Here is a 17,851-nt window from a genome sequence, read left to right on the forward strand (position 1 = left end):
GGCGCATTATAGGGAGTTCTTCTCAAGTGACAAGAGGAAATTTAAAAAAAGTTTCTGACCGTGTTTTTTTTCACCAAAAGCGATGAGATCAAGCTACAAATTGTTCTATTTGATGTATCTGCAACCACAATCACACCTGAGATGGCATAATTAGCCGCATCAATATTTAAGGAATAAAAGCGATGCCATTAAGCGCACAACAGTTGGCAGCTCAAAAAAACCTGTCGTACGTGCTGGCAGAAAAGCTGGCCCAGCTGATCTTAGCGGGTAAATATGCCCCAGGGAGCATCCTGCCCAGCGAGATGGAACTGGGGGATCGGTTTGGCGTAAGCCGTACCGCCGTTCGCGAAGCGGTAAAAACATTAACGGCGAAAGGAATGGTGCTTCCACGCCCGCGCATTGGCACCCGCGTTATGCCTCAGGGGAACTGGAACTTTCTCGATCAGGAATTACTCACCTGGTGGATGACCGAAGATAACTTTAATCAGGTCGTTGATCACTTTCTGGTCATGCGCAGCAGTCTTGAGCCTCAGGCCTGCCTGCTTGCCGCCACGCTCGGCACGGCAGAGCAAAAAGCGCAGCTCAATACATTAATGGAAGAGATGGTGTTTCTGAAAAAGCACTTTAACCGCGAACGCTGGATAGAGGTCGATATGGCCTGGCACGAACATATCTATAATATGAGCGGAAATCCTTTCCTGACCTCCTTTGCTTCTTTATTCCATTCTGTGTACCACACTTACTTTACCTCTATCACACAAGATGAGGTGGTGAAGCTGGATCTGCATCAGGCGATAGTCGATGCCATTCAGGAGAGCGACGGGCAGCGAGCCCTGAGTGCGTGCCAGGCGTTGCTGGCCGCGCCAACCCACCAGCAGGTAAATAAATGACTGAGAAAAAAGCACGCAGTATGGCCGGATTGCCGTGGATTGCAGCCATGGCGTTCTTTATGCAGGCACTGGATGCCACTATCCTCAATACCGCCCTTCCCGCCATAGCCCAAAGCCTTAACCGCTCTCCGCTGGCGATGCAATCTGCCATCATCAGCTATACCCTGACGGTGGCGATGCTTATTCCGGTCAGCGGCTGGCTGGCCGATCGTTTCGGCACGCGTAAAGTGTTCATGCTGGCGGTGACGCTGTTCACCCTCGGTTCTCTGGCGTGCGCCCTTTCCACTTCTCTGACGGAACTGGTTATCTTCCGCGTCCTACAGGGGATAGGCGGCGCGATGATGATGCCCGTCGCGCGTCTGGCGCTCTTGCGCGCCTATCCGCGCAGCGAACTGCTCCCGGTGCTCAACTTTGTGACCATGCCGGGGCTGGTCGGGCCGATACTTGGCCCGGTACTCGGCGGCGTACTGGTGACCTGGGCAAGCTGGCACTGGATCTTCCTGATTAACATTCCGATTGGTGTGGCAGGGCTGATTTACGCCCGCAAATATATGCCGAACTTCACCACGCCACGGCGCAGCTTCGATATGGGCGGCTTCTTCCTGTTTGGCCTGAGCCTGGTCCTGTTCTCCAGCGGGATGGAGCTGTTTGGCGAGAAAATCGTAGCGACGTGGCTGGCACTGGCCGTCATCCTCAGCGGTATTCTGCTGTTCCTTCTTTATATACGCCATGCGCGTCGCCACCCGACGCCGCTTATCTCTTTATCTCTCTTTAACACCAGAACGTTCTCCGTCGGGATCGCGGGCAATATAGCTTCACGTCTCGGCACGGGCTGTGTGCCTTTCCTGATGCCGCTGATGCTTCAGGTTGGTTTTGGCTATCCGGCGCTGATTGCCGGCTGCATGATGGCCCCCACGGCGATGGGCTCGATTCTTGCAAAATCGACGGTCACGCAGGTGCTGCGCTGGTTTGGCTATCGTAAGACGCTGGTTGGCGTGACGGTATTTATCGGATTGATGATTGCGCAGTTCTCCCTGCAATCTGCGGCGTTACCGATATGGATGCTGATCCTGCCGCTGTTTGTGCTGGGGATGGCTATGTCGACGCAGTTCACGTCGATGAACACGATTACGCTTGCGGATCTCACCGATGAGAACGCCAGCAGCGGGAACAGCGTACTGGCGGTGACCCAACAGCTGTCGATTAGCCTCGGGGTAGCCGTGAGCGCGGCGGTACTGCGGTTTTATGAAGGGTTTGACGGTACGAATACCGTTGAGCAGTTCCACTATACCTTTATCACCATGGGCGCACTTACCGTGGTATCGGCGGTGGTCTTTATGTTGTTAAAGCCGAAAGACGGCCAGAACCTGATTAAAGAGCGTCACAAAGAAAAGGCTAAACCGAACCGCGTTCCATCAGAACAGGAGTAAGCTGCAAACGTTGCTGTTGCAGCGTGGGCTGCGCCATACGATGGATCAACACGTCGATGGCCAACTCACCCAGTTCATCCTTCGGCTGATGGATTGTGGTCAGCGGCGGCGTCATGTAGCGCGCCAGTTCGATATCATCGTAACCGACGATCGCCATATCGTCCGGAACACGTAACCCCGCCTGATACAGCGCCTGGTAAGCTCCGAATGCCATCGCATCGTTACCAATAAACACGGCCTGCGGGCGCGGCTCTTGCGCCAGCAGTTTCTGCATTGCTTCAAATCCACCGTTAAATTCGAAATCGCCGGTGATGCGATAGCCATCAGGAATGGCAAGCCCTGCCCGCTCCATTGCTGAAAGATAGCCTTCCAGACGCAGGCGCGCCGGGGTTTTATCCAGCGGGCCGGTAATACAGGCAATGCGGGTATGACCTTTATCAATTAGGTGCTGCGTCGCCATATCGCCGCCCAGCAGCGAGTTATCCTGAATCAGATCGCTGGTCCCGTCGAACGGCGCCCAGTCCATCATTACCGTGGGAATAGAAGGGTAGCGCTGAATGATCTCTTTCGAGGGCTGATGCGTTTCGGTACAGAGCAGCAGCAATCCGTCGACGCGTTTTTGCATGAGCGTCTCCAGGTTACGGTTCATGCGCTGCTCGTCCCCTTCGGTATTGCACAGTACCAGGCTATAGCCGCGCTCGAAGCAGCTGCGCTCCACGCCGCGCACCAGTTCAGAATAGAAAGGGTTGGTACTGGCCGTGATCAGCATGCCGATGGTGCGCGTCTGGTTAAGCTTCAGGCTGCGCGCCAGCGCGGACGGCGCATAGTTGAGTTCTTTAATTGCAGCGTCAACTTTCTCCCGAATCGCCTCGCTGACGAAGCGATCGTTATTGATAACGTGGGAGACGGTCGAGGTAGAAACGCCCGCCATACGGGCGACATCTTTCATTGTGGCCAAGCATTACCCCTGCTGACTTAAGAATTCATCAATCTCTTTACGCCATGGAACAGAAGGCTGAGCGCCTTTACGCGTCACTGCAATCGCGGCGGCGGCATGCGCAAAGCGGATCGCGTCATCCATTGCTTTTCCTTCCAGCAATGCCGTTACCAGCGCACCGTTGAAGGTGTCGCCTGCGGCGATGGTATCAATGGCTTTGACCTTAAAGCCCGGTACGCGGCGGCCTTCGCCATTGACGCTAGCCCACACTCCACGGCTGCCGAGGGTGATTATCACGGTTCCAATGCCTTTTTCGTGCAGCGCACGCGCCGCACGCGCTGCATCGTCATCATTTTCGACACGGATACCCGTCAGCTTTTCCGCTTCGGTTTCGTTCGGGGTGATGATATCCACCAGCGCCAGCAGTTCGTCTGATAATACACGGGCAGGCGCAGGGTTAAGTACGACAGTGGTATGATTTTCATGCGCAATTTTCGCGGCGGCCAGCACGCTTTCAACCGGAGACTCCAGCTGCATCAGCAGGGCTTCCGCTCCGGCGATGATCCCACGCTGCGCTTCAACGCGCTCAGTCGTTAACGCGGCGTTAGCCCCCGCATGAATACCGATGACATTCTCACCTTCCGCATTGACGAAGATCAGCGCCACGCCGGTAGATTCCCCTTCAACAACGCTGACGGGTGCAGTATCGATGTTGTCGCTTGCCAGCTGATTACGTACGCGCTCGCCGGTATCGTCATCACCCGTACAGGCGATAAACGCGATATTCGCCCCGCTGCGCCCGGCAGCAACCGCCTGGTTTGCGCCCTTACCGCCGAACGCGACCTGATACTGATTGCCGGTGACGGTTTCGCCCGGCGTGGGGAACGTTTCAAGGTTAAGAATGTGATCGGCATTGATACTGCCAAGGACGACGAGGTTGCCTGCGGTTTTCATGTATTGAGGTGTCCATCTGAGAGCGCCACCGGTATTACCCGGTGGCGTATGCCACACTTTTCTTTTATTTGGTGTCCCTCAGGCAGCCAGCGACTGCCTGAATCGCCTTTACTGCTTAATGACCAGCTTCAGGTCAACAGGATATTTGGCCTGAACTTTTTCGCCCTTCAGCACTTTATCGGCAGTTTGCACGCCAGTCGCGCCAATCTGCTCAGGCAGCTGAGCGATGGTCGCAGCCAGTTTGCCATCATTTACTGCTTTTTCACCATCCGGCGTGCCGTCAAATCCGACAACCATCACATCTGCTTTACCCGCAGTCTGGAGCGCACGCAGCGCACCGAGCGCCATTTCGTCGTTCTGTGCAAATACCGCCTGCACATCAGGATGCGCGGTCAGCAGGTTCTGCATAACGTTCAGACCCTTAGTACGGTCGAAGTCTGCCGGCTGGCTCGCCAGTACGTTAAATTTATGCGCCGCGACAGCCTGCTGGAAGCCTTCACCACGTTCACGGGCCGCGGAAGTACCGGCGATACCCTGCAATTCGATCACTTTCGCGCCTTCACCGGCTTTCTTCGCGATGTAGTCACCGGCGATTTTTCCGCCCAGTACGTTATCAGACGCAATGTGGCTGACCACGTCGCCTTTCGTCGCCTGACGGTCCAGGGTGATCACCGGGATCTTCGCCTGGTTTGCCATCTTCACGGCGTTACCGACCGCGTCGGAATCCGTTGGGTTGATCAGCAGAATTTTCGTACCGCGTACGGTTAAGTCCTGAACGTTAGCCAGCTCTTTCGCCGGGTTGTTCTGTGAATCCAGCACCACCAGGTTGTAGCCCAGTTTGTCTGCTTCTTTCTGCGCACCGTCCTTCAGGGAGACGAAGAACGGGTTGTTCAGGGTAGAGACAACCAGCGCGATGGTATCTTTCGCCATGGCGTTAGCACTTACGGTTGCGCTCAGCGCGACAGCAGAAACCAGGGTAGCCAGTTTTTTCATGTTCATATCTAAGATGTCCTGTAGTGTCGTCAGTTACTGTTTTTTGTTGTCTACCAGTACCGCCAGCAAAATCACCACTGCCTTAACGATCATCTGGTAATAGGAGGAAACACCTAACAAATTCAAACCATTATTCAGGAAACCGAGGATCAGTGCGCCGATCAATGTCCCAACAATGCGACCTTTACCGCCCGCAAGGCTCGTACCGCCCAGAACCACCGCCGCGATGGCATCCAGCTCGTACCCCGTTCCCGCCGTTGGCTGTGCGGAAGAGAGGCGCGCCACTTCGATAATGCCCGCCAGAGAGGCCAGCAGGCCGCACAGGGAGTACACGATAATTTTGACTTTATTGACGCTGATGCCGGACAGACGCGTGGCCGCTTCGTTACCGCCCAGCGCATAGATATACCGGCCCAGGCGGGTATGGTGCAGCATGTACCACGCCGCCAGGAAGACGATAGCCATGATCCAGACCGGCGTCGGGATGCCCAGCGGGCGTCCAATACCGAACCAGCCAAACAGATCGGCGTTATCCGTAAACCCGGTATTCACCGGGCTACCGTTGGTGTACACCATGGTCACGCCGCGCAGCAGCAACATCATCACCAGCGTGGCGATAAACGCCTGAACGCGACCTTTCGCCACTATCACACCGGTGACGGCGCCAATCGCTGCGCCTGCCGCCAGGGCAGCGGCAACGGCCACCAGCGCGTTAACTTCAATGCCGACAATCGACGCGGCAATGGCACCGGTGAGCGCCAGCAGGGAACCGACGGACAGATCGATACCCGAGGTCAGAATCACCAGCGTCATCCCCACCGCCATAATGGCGTTGACGGAAGTCTGCTGAAGAATATTGAACAGGTTATTGACGGTAAAAAAGTTCGGGCTCATGGTCGAGACAATCGCGATCAGCACCAGCAGGGCAATCAGCGATTTTTGTTCCATCAGCCATGCCTTTGTGAAATAGCGGCGACCAGAAACAGCCTGGGTAGTCATCTTCTTACTCCTGATTCACGCGATTAAGCTTGCCCACAGCGGCAGCCATCAGAACTTCCTGGGTGGCCTGCTCGCGAGTGAATTCACCGCCGAGATGCCCTTCATGCATGACGATAATGCGATCGCTCATGCCTAATACTTCTGGCATCTCGGAAGAGACCAGAATGATGCTCAGACCGTCGGCCTTGAACTGGTTAATCAGCTGATAGATCTCTTTTTTCGCGCCCACGTCCACGCCGCGGGTTGGCTCGTCGAGGATCAGCACTTTCGGGCGCGTCATCAGCCCGCGGGCAATCGCCACTTTCTGCTGATTCCCGCCGGACAGCAGGCCAATCGCCTGCTCCATCGACGGCGTTTTAACGTTGAAGAGACGGATAAAATCGCTGACCGCCTGCTGTTCGTCTTTGTGCTTGAGGCTGCCGCCGCTGCGGCTGAAATAGCGCAGCGCGGTCAGGGACATATTCTCTTTCACCGACATGCCCAGCACTAAGCCGTCGCGCTTGCGGTCTTCGGAGATATAGACGATGCCGTTCGCCAGCCCGTCCTGCGGCGAGCGGGTGACCACTTCATGACCGTCAAGGGTAACGTAACCGCTGGTGCGCGGCAGTGCGCCATACAGCACTTTCATCAGTTCGGTACGGCCCGCGCCCATCAGACCCGCAACGCCCAGGATCTCGCCCTGGCGCAGGGTAAAGGTCACATCGTTAACGCCCGGGCCGCAGAGGTTATCTACCTTCAGGCGGATCTCGCCCGGCGCTTTGTCCAGATGCGGATATTGGTCTTCGAGCTTACGTCCCACCATCATTTCGATCAGCGTATCTTCGGTCAGCGTCGCCACTTCGCGCTCGGCGATAAACTGCCCGTCGCGGAAGACGGTCACGTCGTCGCAAATTTCGAAGATCTCTTTCATGCGGTGAGAGATATAGACAATGCCACGCCCCTGCGCTTTCAGCTCGCGGATCACTCGGAACAAGGATTCGGTTTCGGTATCGGTCAGGGCGTCGGTCGGTTCATCCATAATGATGACCTTCGACTCAAAGCTCAGCACCTTCGCGATTTCCACCATCTGCTGATCGCCGATGGAGAGGTCGCCCACCAGGCGGTCGCTCTTGAAGCGCAGGTTCAGCTTCGCCAGCAGTTTGTCCGCTTCGGCATACATGGTTTTCCAGTCGATTTTGCCAAACCGGTTCACGAACTCGCGACCCAGGAAGATGTTCTCCGCAATGGTCAACTGCGGGATCAGGTTTAACTCCTGGTGAATAATGCCGATGCCCGCTTCCTGAGAGGATTTCGGGCCGCTGAAGGTGGTCTCTTTACCCAGCCATAAGAGCGAACCGGCATCGCGTTGGTAGATACCGGTCAGCACTTTCATCATGGTGGATTTGCCGGCGCCGTTTTCGCCCACCAGCGCCATTACGCGCCCGGAATAGACGTTCAGCGCCGCGCCGGAGAGGGCTTTAACGCCCGGGAACGACTTATCGATCCCTTTGAGTTGGAGTAATGCGTCCATGATGGCCTCAGAAGGTGACGCCAGCACAGAGAATGATATTCGCATACGGGGAACACTCCCCGCTGCGAATCACCGCCTGACTGTCTGCGGTTTGTTGTTTGAACTGCTCGTGCGTTGTGTAACGAATTTCTATGGTGTTTCCCTGGCGTTGTTGAAGCTGCTCAATGTGGCTGAGCAACGTTTCGTGAAGTTGCGGATTATGTTGTTTGATTTCCGCGGCGAGAATGGCCGTCTCAACCTGCATTTCCGCGGTCACCACCTCCAGTACCTGCATGAACGAGGGCACGCCCTGCGTTAACGCTATATCGATACGGGTTGTGCTGCGCGGAACCGGTAAGCCTGCATCGCAAACCACCAGCGTATCGGTATGCCCAAGACGGGAAATAACCGACGAGATTTCTGAGTTGAGTACCGTGCCTTTCTTCATTTTTTGCTCCACTAGCGAAACGTTTCGCTAAAAACAGTGTAGCCGCAAAAATGTTCAGAAAACCATCATGACGTAACGGATTTGTGATCAGCGTCGAAACGTTTCGCTAAGTGAAATATTGAGGAGATTTTGGCGGGTATGTTGAGGATCTGGTAGGCCGGGTAAGCACAGCGCCACCCGGCATTTTTAGAAGGACTTAAATCTCGACCTGCGTCCCCAGCTCAATCACGCGATTAGGCGGGATCTCAAACTGGTCAGGCGCACGCAGGGCGTTACGTTGCAGGATGAGATACAACTTACCGCGCAGACGCAGATACCATGGGCGCTTGCCGATGATCAGCGACTCGTGGGACATAAAGAACGACGTCTCCATCATGCGGCAGCTCAGCCCTTCCAGACCGCAGCGGTGGAATACTTCTTCCACGTTCGGCGTTTCGCGCCAGCCGTAGCTCGCCACCACGCGCCAGAAGGTCGGCGACAGCTGCTCAATCTGTACGCGGCGCACGTTGTGAACGTACGGCGCATCTTCGGTGCGCAGCGTCAGCAGAATCACGCGCTCGTGCAGCACTTTGTTGTGCTTAAGATTATGCATCAGCGCAAACGGGATCACGTTCAGCGCACGAGACATATACACCGCCGTGCCCGGCACGCGCACTGGCGGGGATTTCTCCAGCGAGGCGATCATCGCCTCCAGAGAATTACCGTGCTCATGCATACGACGCAGCAGGCGGAAACGTTCGCTCTTCCACGTCGTCATCACGATGAACATCACCAGACCCAGCGTCAGCGGCAGCCAGCCACCGGAGACAATTTTGTCGAGGTTCGCAGAGAACAGCGGTACGTCGATGCAGAGGAAGCCAACCAGGATCAGCCCCACGAGGAACTTATTCCAGTGCCAGTTACGGTACGCCACGGTGGTGGAGAGAATAGAGGTCAACACCATCGTTCCGGTCACCGCGATACCGTACGCCGCCGCCAGGTTACTGGAGTGCTCGAAGCTGACGATAACAATCACAACCGCGAAATAGAGCAGCCAGTTGACGAACGGAATGTAGATCTGGCCTGACTCCATCTCAGAGGTATGAATAATGCGCATTGGCGAGAGATACCCCAGACGCACGGCCTGACGCGTCAGGGAGAAGACGCCGGAAATAACGGCCTGAGAAGCAATGACCGTCGCCAGCGTCGCCAGGATCAGCATAGGAACCAGCGCCCAGTCCGGCGCCAGCAGGAAGAACGGGTTTTTAATCGCTTCAGGATGGGCAAGCAGCAGCGCGCCCTGGCCGAAGTAATTCAGCACCAGTGAAGGCAGGACAACGCTAAACCAGGCGACGCGAATAGGGAGTTTCCCGAAGTGGCCCATATCCGCATACAGCGCTTCAACACCGGTAATGGAAAGCACCACCGCGCCCAGCGCCACGAACGACACCACTTTATATTCAAGGAAGAAATGAACCGCCCACATCGGGTTCAGCGCGTGCAGAACATCCGGGTTGGCAATAATGCTGCGCAAGCCCAGCGCCGCCAGGATCAGGAACCAGGCCAGCATAATAGGCGCAAACAGCTTACCCACCAGCCCGGTACCGTGTTTTTGTATGGCAAACAGCAATGTCAGCACGATAATAGCGAGTGGCACGACCCACGTATCAAGCTGCGGCGCGACAATCTCCAGCCCCTCTATGGCCGACATCACCGAAATCGCCGGCGTAATCACCACTTCCCCATAGAAGAAGCTGCCGCCAATCAGGCCGATAATGACCAGCACAGAGGTCATTCTTGCAGAGGTATTGCGCCCGGCAAGGGACATCAGGGTCAGAATACCGCCCTCGCCCGCGTTATCAGCCCGCATAACGAAGGAGAGATACTTCAGGGAGACCACCAGGATCAGCAGCCAGAAGATGAGCGAGAGAAAACCAAATACGGCGTCACGCTCTACACCAAAACCAAACTGACCGGACAGACATTCACGAAGCGTATAAAGCGGGCTGGTGCCGATATCACCGTAGACAACCCCGATCGCCGCAAGCGTTACTGCGGGTAATGATTGCTTATTATCAGTGCTCATAGACTAGTCTTTTCGTTTGAATAACAAATGTGTGCTTAGTCCCTTGGCCCACAAAAAGCGCACAGTATGCACGATTCAATGCAAAATCGTACCCCTAAATGCAGCCGCATTAATGTAGCGCAAAGAAAATAGCGCCGCACTTCAGCCTATTACCAGGCCAGACCGAAACGTCTATACTCGCTTCAATTAGCCGCCACCACGGTGAAAGGATGCAAAACTATTATGGCTCACTCACATTTATTAGCAGAAAGAATTTCCCGCCTCAGCAGCGCGCTGGAGAAAGGCCTTTACGAGCGTAGCCACGCCATTCGCCTCTGTTTACTGGCGGCGTTGAGCGGGGAAAGCGTGTTTCTGCTGGGCCCGCCGGGCATTGCCAAAAGTCTGATCGCACGCCGCCTCAAGTTCGCTTTCCAGAACGCTCGCGCGTTTGAGTATTTGATGACGCGCTTCTCCACGCCGGAAGAAGTTTTCGGCCCGCTCTCCATTCAGGCGTTAAAAGACGAGGGACGCTACGAGCGTCTGACCGCGGGCTATCTCCCGGAAGCGGAAATCGTCTTTCTTGATGAGATCTGGAAAGCCGGCCCGGCCATTCTGAACACCCTGCTGACGGCAATCAACGAACGCCGCTTCCGCAACGGCGCGAGCGAAGAGAAGATCCCCATGCGCCTGCTGGTGGCCGCGTCAAACGAATTGCCCGAAGCCGACAGCAGCCTGGAAGCGCTGTATGACCGCATGCTGATCCGCCTGTGGCTGGATAAGGTCCAGGATAAATCGAACTTCCGTTCAATGCTGGTGAGCCAGCAGGACGAAAACGAAAACCCGGTGGTAGCATCGTTACAGGTCACGGACGAGGAATATCACCAGTGGCAGGAGGATATCGGCAAGATAAAACTGCCTGATACTGTATTTGAGCTGATCTTCATGCTGCGCCAGCAGCTTGATTTACTGCCCTCCGCGCCGTACGTCTCCGACCGTCGCTGGAAAAAAGCCATTCGCCTGCTCCAGGCAAGCGCCCTGTTCAGCGGCCGCGATGCTGTTGCCCCTGTCGATCTGATCCTGCTGAAAGACTGTCTGTGGCACGATGCAGAAGGGATGAATCTGATGCAGCAGCAGCTGGACGTTTTGATGACCGGACACGCGTGGGGCCAGCAGTCGATGCTCAATCAGCTGGGAGCGATTGCCCAACGTCGCCTTCAGCTCCAGCAGCAGCAAAGTGACAAAACCGCGCTGAAGGTGAACCGTCTCGGCGGGATGTTTGCCCGTAAGCCACACTACGAACTGCCCGCCGGGCTGACTGACGCCTCGCTCACGCTCCTCCTCCAGCAGCCGCTTAAGCTTCATGATATGCAGGTGGTGCACGTGACGATCGAACGCGTTGCGCTGGTTCAGTGGCTGGATAAGGGCGGTGAGATCCGCGGTAAACTCAACGGTATCGGCTTTGCACAGCCGCTGTCGCTGGAAGTCGATAGCAGCCAGCATCTGGTGATCCGCGACGTCAGCCTTCAGGGATCGCGCCTGGCGCTGCCGGGAACAGCCTCCGACAGCCTTCCGGAGGAAATCAAGCAGCAGCTCGACGCGCTGGATAACGAATGGCATCAGCAGCACACGCGCTTCAGCGAGCAGCAGAAATGCCTCTTTATTCATAGCGACTGGTTAGGCCGTATTGAAGCCAGCTTGCAGGATGTCAGCGCGCAGATCAAACAGGCGCGTCAATGCTAACGCTGGATACGCTCAACGTCATGCTGGCGGTTAGCGAGGACGGTTTAATCGAAGAGGTCGTCATTACCCTGCTCGCTTCACCGCAGCTGGCGGCCTTTTTTGAAAAATTCCCGAAGCTTAGAAAGGCAATGACGGACGATCTTCCTCGCTGGCGCGATAGCCTGCGACAGCGGTTTAAGGAGACGGAAGTCCCGCCGGAACTGACAGAGGAAGTGGCTGGTTACCAGCAGTGCCAGCGGCTTTCAACGCCGCAGTTTATTGCCCAGCTTCCGCAAACCCTGACATTGCTTGATAACGTTCATTCCCCGTTTGCCAGCCAGGCCAGAGCGCTGGTCACGGACAACCCGAGCTTTACTCCCGCCCTGCACACCCTGTTTTTACAGCGCTGGCGGCTCAGCCTTGTCGTTCAGGCCACCTCGCTCAACCAGCAATTGCTGGACGAAGAGCGCGAACAGCTGTTGAGCGAGGTTCAGGAGCGGATGACGTTAAGCGGCCAGCTAGAACAGGTGCTGGTGGAGAATGAAAACGCTGCCGGACGCCTCTGGGATATGAGTGCCGGACAGCTAAAGCGCGGCGACTATCAGCTGATAGTCAGGTACGGCGACTTTCTGGCGCAACAGCCGGAGCTGATGAAGCTCGCGGAACAGCTTGGGCGCTCCCGGGAGGCAAAATCGGTCCCAAAGAACGATGCGCCGATGGAAACCTTCCGCACCCTGGTGCGTGAACCCTCCACCGTGCCGGAGCAGGTTGACGGGCTACAGCAAAGCGATGACATCCTGCGCCTGCTGCCCACGGAACTCAGCACGCTGGGAATGACCGAGCTGGAGTATGAGTTTTATCGTCGGCTGGTGGAAAAACAGCTGCTCACCTATCGGCTGCACGGCGAAGCCTGGCGCGAGAAGATCAGCCAGCGTCCGGTGGTGCATCAGGACTTTGATGAGCAACCGCGCGGCCCGTTCATTGTTTGCGTCGATACGTCCGGCTCAATGGGGGGGTTTAATGAACAGTGCGCAAAAGCGTTCTGCCTGGCCCTGATGCGCGTGGCGCTCGCCGATCGTCGTCGCTGCTACATCATGTTATTTTCCAGCGAAGTGGTCGGGTATGAACTGACCGGCTCACAGGGGCTGGAGCAGGCGATCCGCTTTTTAAGCCAACGCTTTCGCGGCGGCACCGATCTGGCCAGCTGTTTTCGCAGCATCATTGAGCGTATGCAGGGCGGCGACTGGTACGACGCGGATGCAGTGGTGATTTCCGATTTTATTGCCCAGCGGCTGCCGGACGACGTGGTGAGTAAAGTGAAGGAGATGCAGCGCGTACACCAGCACCGTTTTCATGCCGTGGCGATGTCCGCACATGGAAAACCCGGCATCATGCGCATCTTCGATCACATCTGGCGCTTTGATACCGGGTTGCGTAGCCGTCTGCTCAGACGCTGGCGACGTTAATTAAAGAAGAGAACCGACGCTTTCACGTACCTGCTGCGGCCAGACCCCACACTGCACCTGACCAATGTGGGACAGTTGCAGCAGCAGCATGGTCAGACGAGACTGGCCAATACCGCCGCCGATGGTCTGCGGCATTTCACCACGCAGCAGCGCCTGGTGCCACTCCAGTTGCAGACGATCTTCATCACCGGTCACGGCCAGCTGACGCTTCAGTGCTTCAGCATCCACGCGGATCCCCATTGATGAGAGTTCAAACGCATCTTCCAGAACTGGGTTCCAGACCAGAATATCGCCGTTCAGTCCGGCATATTCGCTTTCGCCCACGGTGCTCCAGTCATCGTAATCCGGCGCACGGACGTCGTGACGTTTACCGTCAGACAGTTTTCCGCCAATGCCGATCAGGAATACCGCGCCCAGCGCTTTGGCGATCGCGCGTTCACGGCCTTTCGCATCCAGATCCGGATAACGGCTCAGCAATTCCTGACTGTGAACAAAGTGGATCGTTTCCGGCAGGAACGGTGCCAGACCAAACTCTTTACTCACGGCTGCTTCGGTTGCTTTGATCCCCGCGTAGATCGCCTCTACGGTGGATTTCAGCGTACCGACATGACGCTCGCCGTCACCCATTACGCGCTCCCAGTCCCACTGGTCAACGTAGACAGAGTGAATTGGGGAGAGACGGTCTTCATCGGGGCGAAGGGCTTTCATGTGCGTGTAAAGCCCTTCGCCCGCGCTGAAGTCGTGTTGTCCCAGGGTTTGACGCTTCCACTTCGCCAGGGAATGCACCACTTCGAACTGGGCGTCTGGCAGTGTTTTCACTTTTACCTGTACCGCTTTTTCGCAACCAGACAGGTTATCCTGCGTCCCGTCACCCACGCGGCTCAGAATCGGCGCCTGAACTTCAATAAGGCCAAGCTTCTCTTCCAGCTGGCGGGAAAAATGGGATTTTACGAAACTGATCTGGCGTTGTTTTGCGATGTAAGCGGTTTTCATTATTTATACTCCTGCGTCCTGTTGGTATTGATTAAGCAACAAAAATGGCACCTTATTCAATAACCCATCAACAAAAAGCCGACTTCACTTTTGATTCGATAAAATTAGCCGCTAGAATAGAGGGAATCATCAATCTTCATAAGAAAAAGCTATGGAAAATTATCAGATCGACAATCTGGACCGCGGCATCCTGGAGGCGCTGATGGCCAATGCGCGCACCGCGTATGCCGAACTGGCGAAACAGTTTGGCGTCAGCCCGGGGACAATTCACGTCCGCGTAGAGAAAATGAAGCAGGCGGGGATCATCACCGGCGCACGTATTGACGTCAGTCCGAAGCAGCTCGGCTACGACGTTTGCTGCTTCATTGGCATCATTCTTAAAAGTGCAAAAGATTACCCCTCCGCGCTGGAGAAGCTGAACGCGCTGGATGAAGTCACCGAGGCGTACTACACCACCGGGCACTACAGCATCTTTATTAAGGTAATGTGCCGATCCATCGATGCCCTCCAGCAGGTACTTATCAACAAGATCCAAACAATCGATGAAATTCAGTCCACCGAAACCCTGATCTCCCTGCAAAACCCGATCATGCGTACCATCCGCCCGTGATCGGGCAATTTCATTCCCACATTTTCCACAGGTAGATCCCAGCTCGTTCACAGCGTACAATGGCCGCCTCTTTATCTGAGCGAGCGATCAATGGCGGACATTACTCTTATCAGCGGCAGCACCCTGGGCGGTGCGGAATACGTAGCGGAACATCTGGCTGAGAAGCTGGAAGACGCGGGCTTTTCAACAGAAACCCTGCACGGCCCGCTGCTGGAAGATCTCCCGACTGATGGGGTCTGGCTGCTGATCACCTCCACGCACGGCGCGGGCGATCTGCCGGATAACCTGCAACCTTTATATGACGAACTGCTGGAACAGCAGCCCAGTCTGTCAAACGTCCGGTTTGGTGCGATCGGGATCGGCAGCCGTGAATATGACACCTTCTGCGGTGCAATAGAGAAAGTCGAAGCCGCTGTAACCGCCTGCGGAGCAAAACAGCTGGGTGAAACCCTAAAGATCAACATCCTCGATCATGATATTCCGGAAGATCCAGCCGAGATCTGGCTCGCAGAATGGAAAAATTTACTCAAAAACGATTAAAGATCGTGCGATCAGATGTGGATAACTCTGGTTAAAAGCTCGTATTAACCCGTAGTTATCCAAAGAACAACGTTGGTTTAGTTTTTGACCTGTGGATAAAGCAGCGATCTGATCCCAGCTTATACTGTCCAGGATCACCGATCATTCACAGCAAACGATCCTTCCTAACTGCATGATCTTATTTATGGGATCGGACTTATCCACAAAGGTCTGCGATCCTAATAAGAGATCACAATAGAACAGATCTCTAAATAAAAAGATCTTCTTTTTAATAGCCCAGGATCCCAATGCTTTCTCGAAAGACTAAAGTTGAGTAGAATCCACGGCCCGGGCTTCAATCCATTTTCATACCGCTTTACGCGAGGCAGACCACCATGTTTTATCAGGATCCTTTTGACGTCATCATCATTGGCGGGGGTCATGCAGGCACTGAGGCCGCAATGGCCGCAGCGCGAATGGGTCAGCAGACCCTGCTTTTGACACACAATATCGACACGCTGGGACAAATGTCCTGTAATCCGGCGATTGGCGGCATTGGGAAAGGACACCTGGTAAAAGAAGTGGATGCACTTGGCGGCCTGATGGCGAAAGCGATCGATCATGCGGGTATTCAGTTTAGGATACTAAACGCGAGTAAAGGCCCTGCTGTCCGCGCCACTCGTGCGCAGGCAGACCGCGTGCTTTACCGTCAGGCTGTCCGCACCGCGCTGGAGAACCAGCCGAACCTGATGATCTTCCAGCAGGCGGTAGAAGATCTTATCGTGGAGAACGATCGTGTTGTCGGCGCTGTGACCCAGATGGGCCTCAAGTTCCGCGCAAAAGCGGTTGTGCTGACGGTCGGGACATTCCTGGACGGCAAAATCCATATCGGTCTGGACAACTACAGCGGTGGCCGCGCTGGCGATCCGCCGTCCATTCCGCTGTCTCGTCGTCTGCGTGAGCTGCCGCTGCGCGTAAGCCGCCTGAAAACCGGTACACCGCCGCGCATTGATGCGCGCACCATTGACTTCAGCGTGCTGGCACAGCAGCACGGCGATAACCCAATGCCGGTGTTCTCGTTCATGGGCAATGCGGCACAACATCCGCAGCAGGTGCCGTGCTACATCACGCACACCAATGAGAAAACGCACGACGTGATCCGCAATAACCTCGATCGCAGCCCAATGTACGCGGGCGTGATCGAAGGGATCGGCCCGCGCTACTGCCCGTCGATCGAAGACAAGGTGATGCGCTTTGCCGATCGTAACCAGCACCAGATCTTCCTGGAGCCGGAAGGACTGACCTCTAACGAAATTTACCCGAACGGCATCTCCACCAGCCTGCCGTTCGACGTGCAGATGCAAATTGTTCGCTCAATGCAGGGCATGGAGAACGCGAGAATCGTTCGTCCTGGCTACGCCATTGAGTACGATTTCTTCGATCCGCGTGACCTGAAGCCAACCCTGGAGAGCAAATTCATCCACGGTCTGTTCTTCGCGGGCCAGATTAACGGCACAACCGGGTATGAAGAAGCCGCTGCGCAAGGGCTGCTGGCCGGTCTGAACGCCGCCCGCTTCTCTGCCGAGAAAGAGGGCTGGGCGCCGGCGCGCTCTCAGGCGTATCTGGGCGTGCTGGTCGACGACCTCTGCACGCTGGGGACCAAAGAACCGTACCGCATGTTTACCTCCCGTGCGGAATATCGCCTGATGCTGCGCGAAGACAACGCCGATCTGCGTCTGACCGAAATGGGTCGAGAGCTGGGCCTGGTGGATGACGAACGCTGGGCGCGCTTCAACGAGAAGCTGGAACGCATTGAACAGGAACGTCAGCGCCTGAAAACCACCTGGGTAAACCCGCAGGCGGAAACCGCTGCCGAAGTGAACGCTCACTTAACAGCGCCGCTTTCGCGCGAAGCCAGCGGCGAAGATCTGCTGCGCCGTCCTGAAGTCACCTACGAGAATCTGGTCAAACTGACCGCGTTCGCACCGGGCCTTGAAGACGCTGAAGCGGCTGAGCAGGTTGAGATTCAGGTGAAATACGAAGGCTACATTGCGCGTCAGCAGGATGAGATCGAAAAACAGCAGCGTAATGAAAATACGCTGCTGCCGGAAATGCTGGACTATCGTCAGGTGACGGGCCTTTCCAACGAAGTGATCGCTAAGCTGAACGATCATAAACCGGTGTCGATTGGCCAGGCCTCGCGGATCTCCGGCGTCACGCCTGCCGCGATTTCAATTCTGCTGGTGTGGCTGAAAAAGCAGGGTATGCTGCGCCGCAGCGCGTAACGTTTGAACATTGCCCGGTGGCGCTGCGCTTACCGGGCCTACAGAACCCCGTAGGGCGGGTAAGCGAAGCGCCAC

15 protein-coding genes are annotated in these 17,851 nt (G+C 55.8%); 7 read left to right on the forward strand and 8 right to left on the reverse strand.

Going from position 1 to position 17,851, the window contains the following annotated elements:
• Window positions 1-182: 182 nt before the first annotated feature.
• The gene (locus IM267_RS19680; RefSeq protein ID WP_064910073.1) at window positions 183-890 is read left to right on the forward strand and encodes a FadR/GntR family transcriptional regulator; all 708 of its coding nucleotides are present in this window, start codon (window positions 183-185) and stop codon (window positions 888-890) included.
• Window positions 887-2,320 carry a multidrug transporter subunit MdtD gene (mdtD, locus tag IM267_RS19685; RefSeq protein ID WP_193034124.1) on the forward strand — a complete coding sequence of 478 codons (1,434 nt, stop codon included), beginning with the start codon at window positions 887-889 and terminating at the stop codon, window positions 2,318-2,320. The genes IM267_RS19680 and mdtD overlap by 4 nt, the downstream gene beginning before the upstream one ends.
• Here the strand turns inward: mdtD and rbsR are convergent.
• From rbsR to kup, 7 genes are all read right to left on the reverse strand, one after another.
• Window positions 2,286-3,278: a ribose operon transcriptional repressor RbsR gene (gene rbsR / locus IM267_RS19690; protein ID WP_003862402.1), complete on the reverse strand. Its 993-nt coding sequence runs from the start codon at window positions 3,276-3,278 to the stop codon at window positions 2,286-2,288. The two genes, mdtD and rbsR, sit on opposite strands and share 35 nt — an antisense overlap.
• A gap of 3 nt (window positions 3,279-3,281) precedes the next feature.
• The gene (gene rbsK, locus IM267_RS19695; protein WP_193034125.1) at window positions 3,282-4,211 is read right to left on the reverse strand and encodes a ribokinase; all 930 of its coding nucleotides are present in this window, start codon (window positions 4,209-4,211) and stop codon (window positions 3,282-3,284) included.
• A 108-nt stretch (window positions 4,212-4,319) separates the two neighbouring features.
• The gene (gene rbsB, locus IM267_RS19700; protein WP_193034126.1) at window positions 4,320-5,210 is read right to left on the reverse strand and encodes a ribose ABC transporter substrate-binding protein RbsB; all 891 of its coding nucleotides are present in this window, start codon (window positions 5,208-5,210) and stop codon (window positions 4,320-4,322) included.
• Window positions 5,211-5,237: 27 nt separating this feature from the next.
• Complete coding sequence (gene rbsC / locus IM267_RS19705) at window positions 5,238-6,203, reverse strand: ribose ABC transporter permease (RefSeq protein ID WP_047360514.1); 966 nt, start codon at window positions 6,201-6,203, stop codon at window positions 5,238-5,240.
• A 4-nt stretch (window positions 6,204-6,207) separates the two neighbouring features.
• Entirely contained in the window at window positions 6,208-7,713 is a 1,506-nt protein-coding gene (rbsA, locus tag IM267_RS19710; protein WP_107534287.1) for a ribose ABC transporter ATP-binding protein RbsA, read from the reverse strand.
• 7 nt (window positions 7,714-7,720) lie between these two features.
• A complete protein-coding gene (rbsD, locus tag IM267_RS19715) occupies window positions 7,721-8,140 on the reverse strand; it encodes a D-ribose pyranase (RefSeq protein WP_193034127.1) in 420 nt (139 codons plus the stop codon).
• Between the two features lie 196 nt (window positions 8,141-8,336).
• Entirely contained in the window at window positions 8,337-10,205 is a 1,869-nt protein-coding gene (kup, locus tag IM267_RS19720; protein WP_006808744.1) for a low affinity potassium transporter Kup, read from the reverse strand.
• A gap of 222 nt (window positions 10,206-10,427) precedes the next feature.
• Between kup and ravA the strand changes: the two genes are divergently transcribed.
• On the forward strand, window positions 10,428-11,924 hold the full coding sequence (gene ravA / locus IM267_RS19725) for an ATPase RavA (RefSeq protein ID WP_193034128.1): 1,497 nt from the start codon (window positions 10,428-10,430) through the stop codon (window positions 11,922-11,924).
• A complete protein-coding gene (gene viaA / locus IM267_RS19730) occupies window positions 11,918-13,369 on the forward strand; it encodes an ATPase RavA stimulator ViaA (protein WP_107534293.1) in 1,452 nt (483 codons plus the stop codon). Before ravA ends, viaA begins: the two co-directional genes overlap by 7 nt.
• Here the strand turns inward: viaA and asnA are convergent, their stop codons facing one another.
• Window positions 13,370-14,362 (reverse strand): aspartate--ammonia ligase, encoded by a 993-nt coding sequence (gene asnA, locus IM267_RS19735; RefSeq protein WP_107534295.1) that lies wholly within the window; start codon window positions 14,360-14,362, stop codon window positions 13,370-13,372. It lies immediately after the preceding gene.
• Window positions 14,363-14,513: 151 nt separating this feature from the next.
• Here asnA and asnC point away from each other — a divergent pair, with 151 nt between their 5' ends.
• The 3 genes from asnC to mnmG all read left to right on the forward strand — a co-directional run bounded on the left by asnC (window position 14,514) and on the right by mnmG (window position 17,776).
• Window positions 14,514-14,972 carry a transcriptional regulator AsnC gene (gene asnC, locus IM267_RS19740; RefSeq protein ID WP_003862383.1) on the forward strand — a complete coding sequence of 153 codons (459 nt, stop codon included), beginning with the start codon at window positions 14,514-14,516 and terminating at the stop codon, window positions 14,970-14,972.
• A 90-nt stretch (window positions 14,973-15,062) separates the two neighbouring features.
• Window positions 15,063-15,512, forward strand: coding sequence for an FMN-binding protein MioC (mioC, locus tag IM267_RS19745; RefSeq protein WP_063452035.1), 450 nt, complete (start codon window positions 15,063-15,065; stop codon window positions 15,510-15,512).
• Window positions 15,513-15,886: 374 nt separating this feature from the next.
• Entirely contained in the window at window positions 15,887-17,776 is a 1,890-nt protein-coding gene (mnmG, locus tag IM267_RS19750) for a tRNA uridine-5-carboxymethylaminomethyl(34) synthesis enzyme MnmG (RefSeq protein ID WP_107534297.1), read from the forward strand.
• Window positions 17,777-17,851 lie beyond the last annotated feature (75 nt).

The organism is Enterobacter cloacae complex sp. P15RS (assembly GCF_014895905.1).
GTDB classification, from domain to species: Bacteria; Pseudomonadota; Gammaproteobacteria; order Enterobacterales; family Enterobacteriaceae; genus Enterobacter; species Enterobacter quasihormaechei.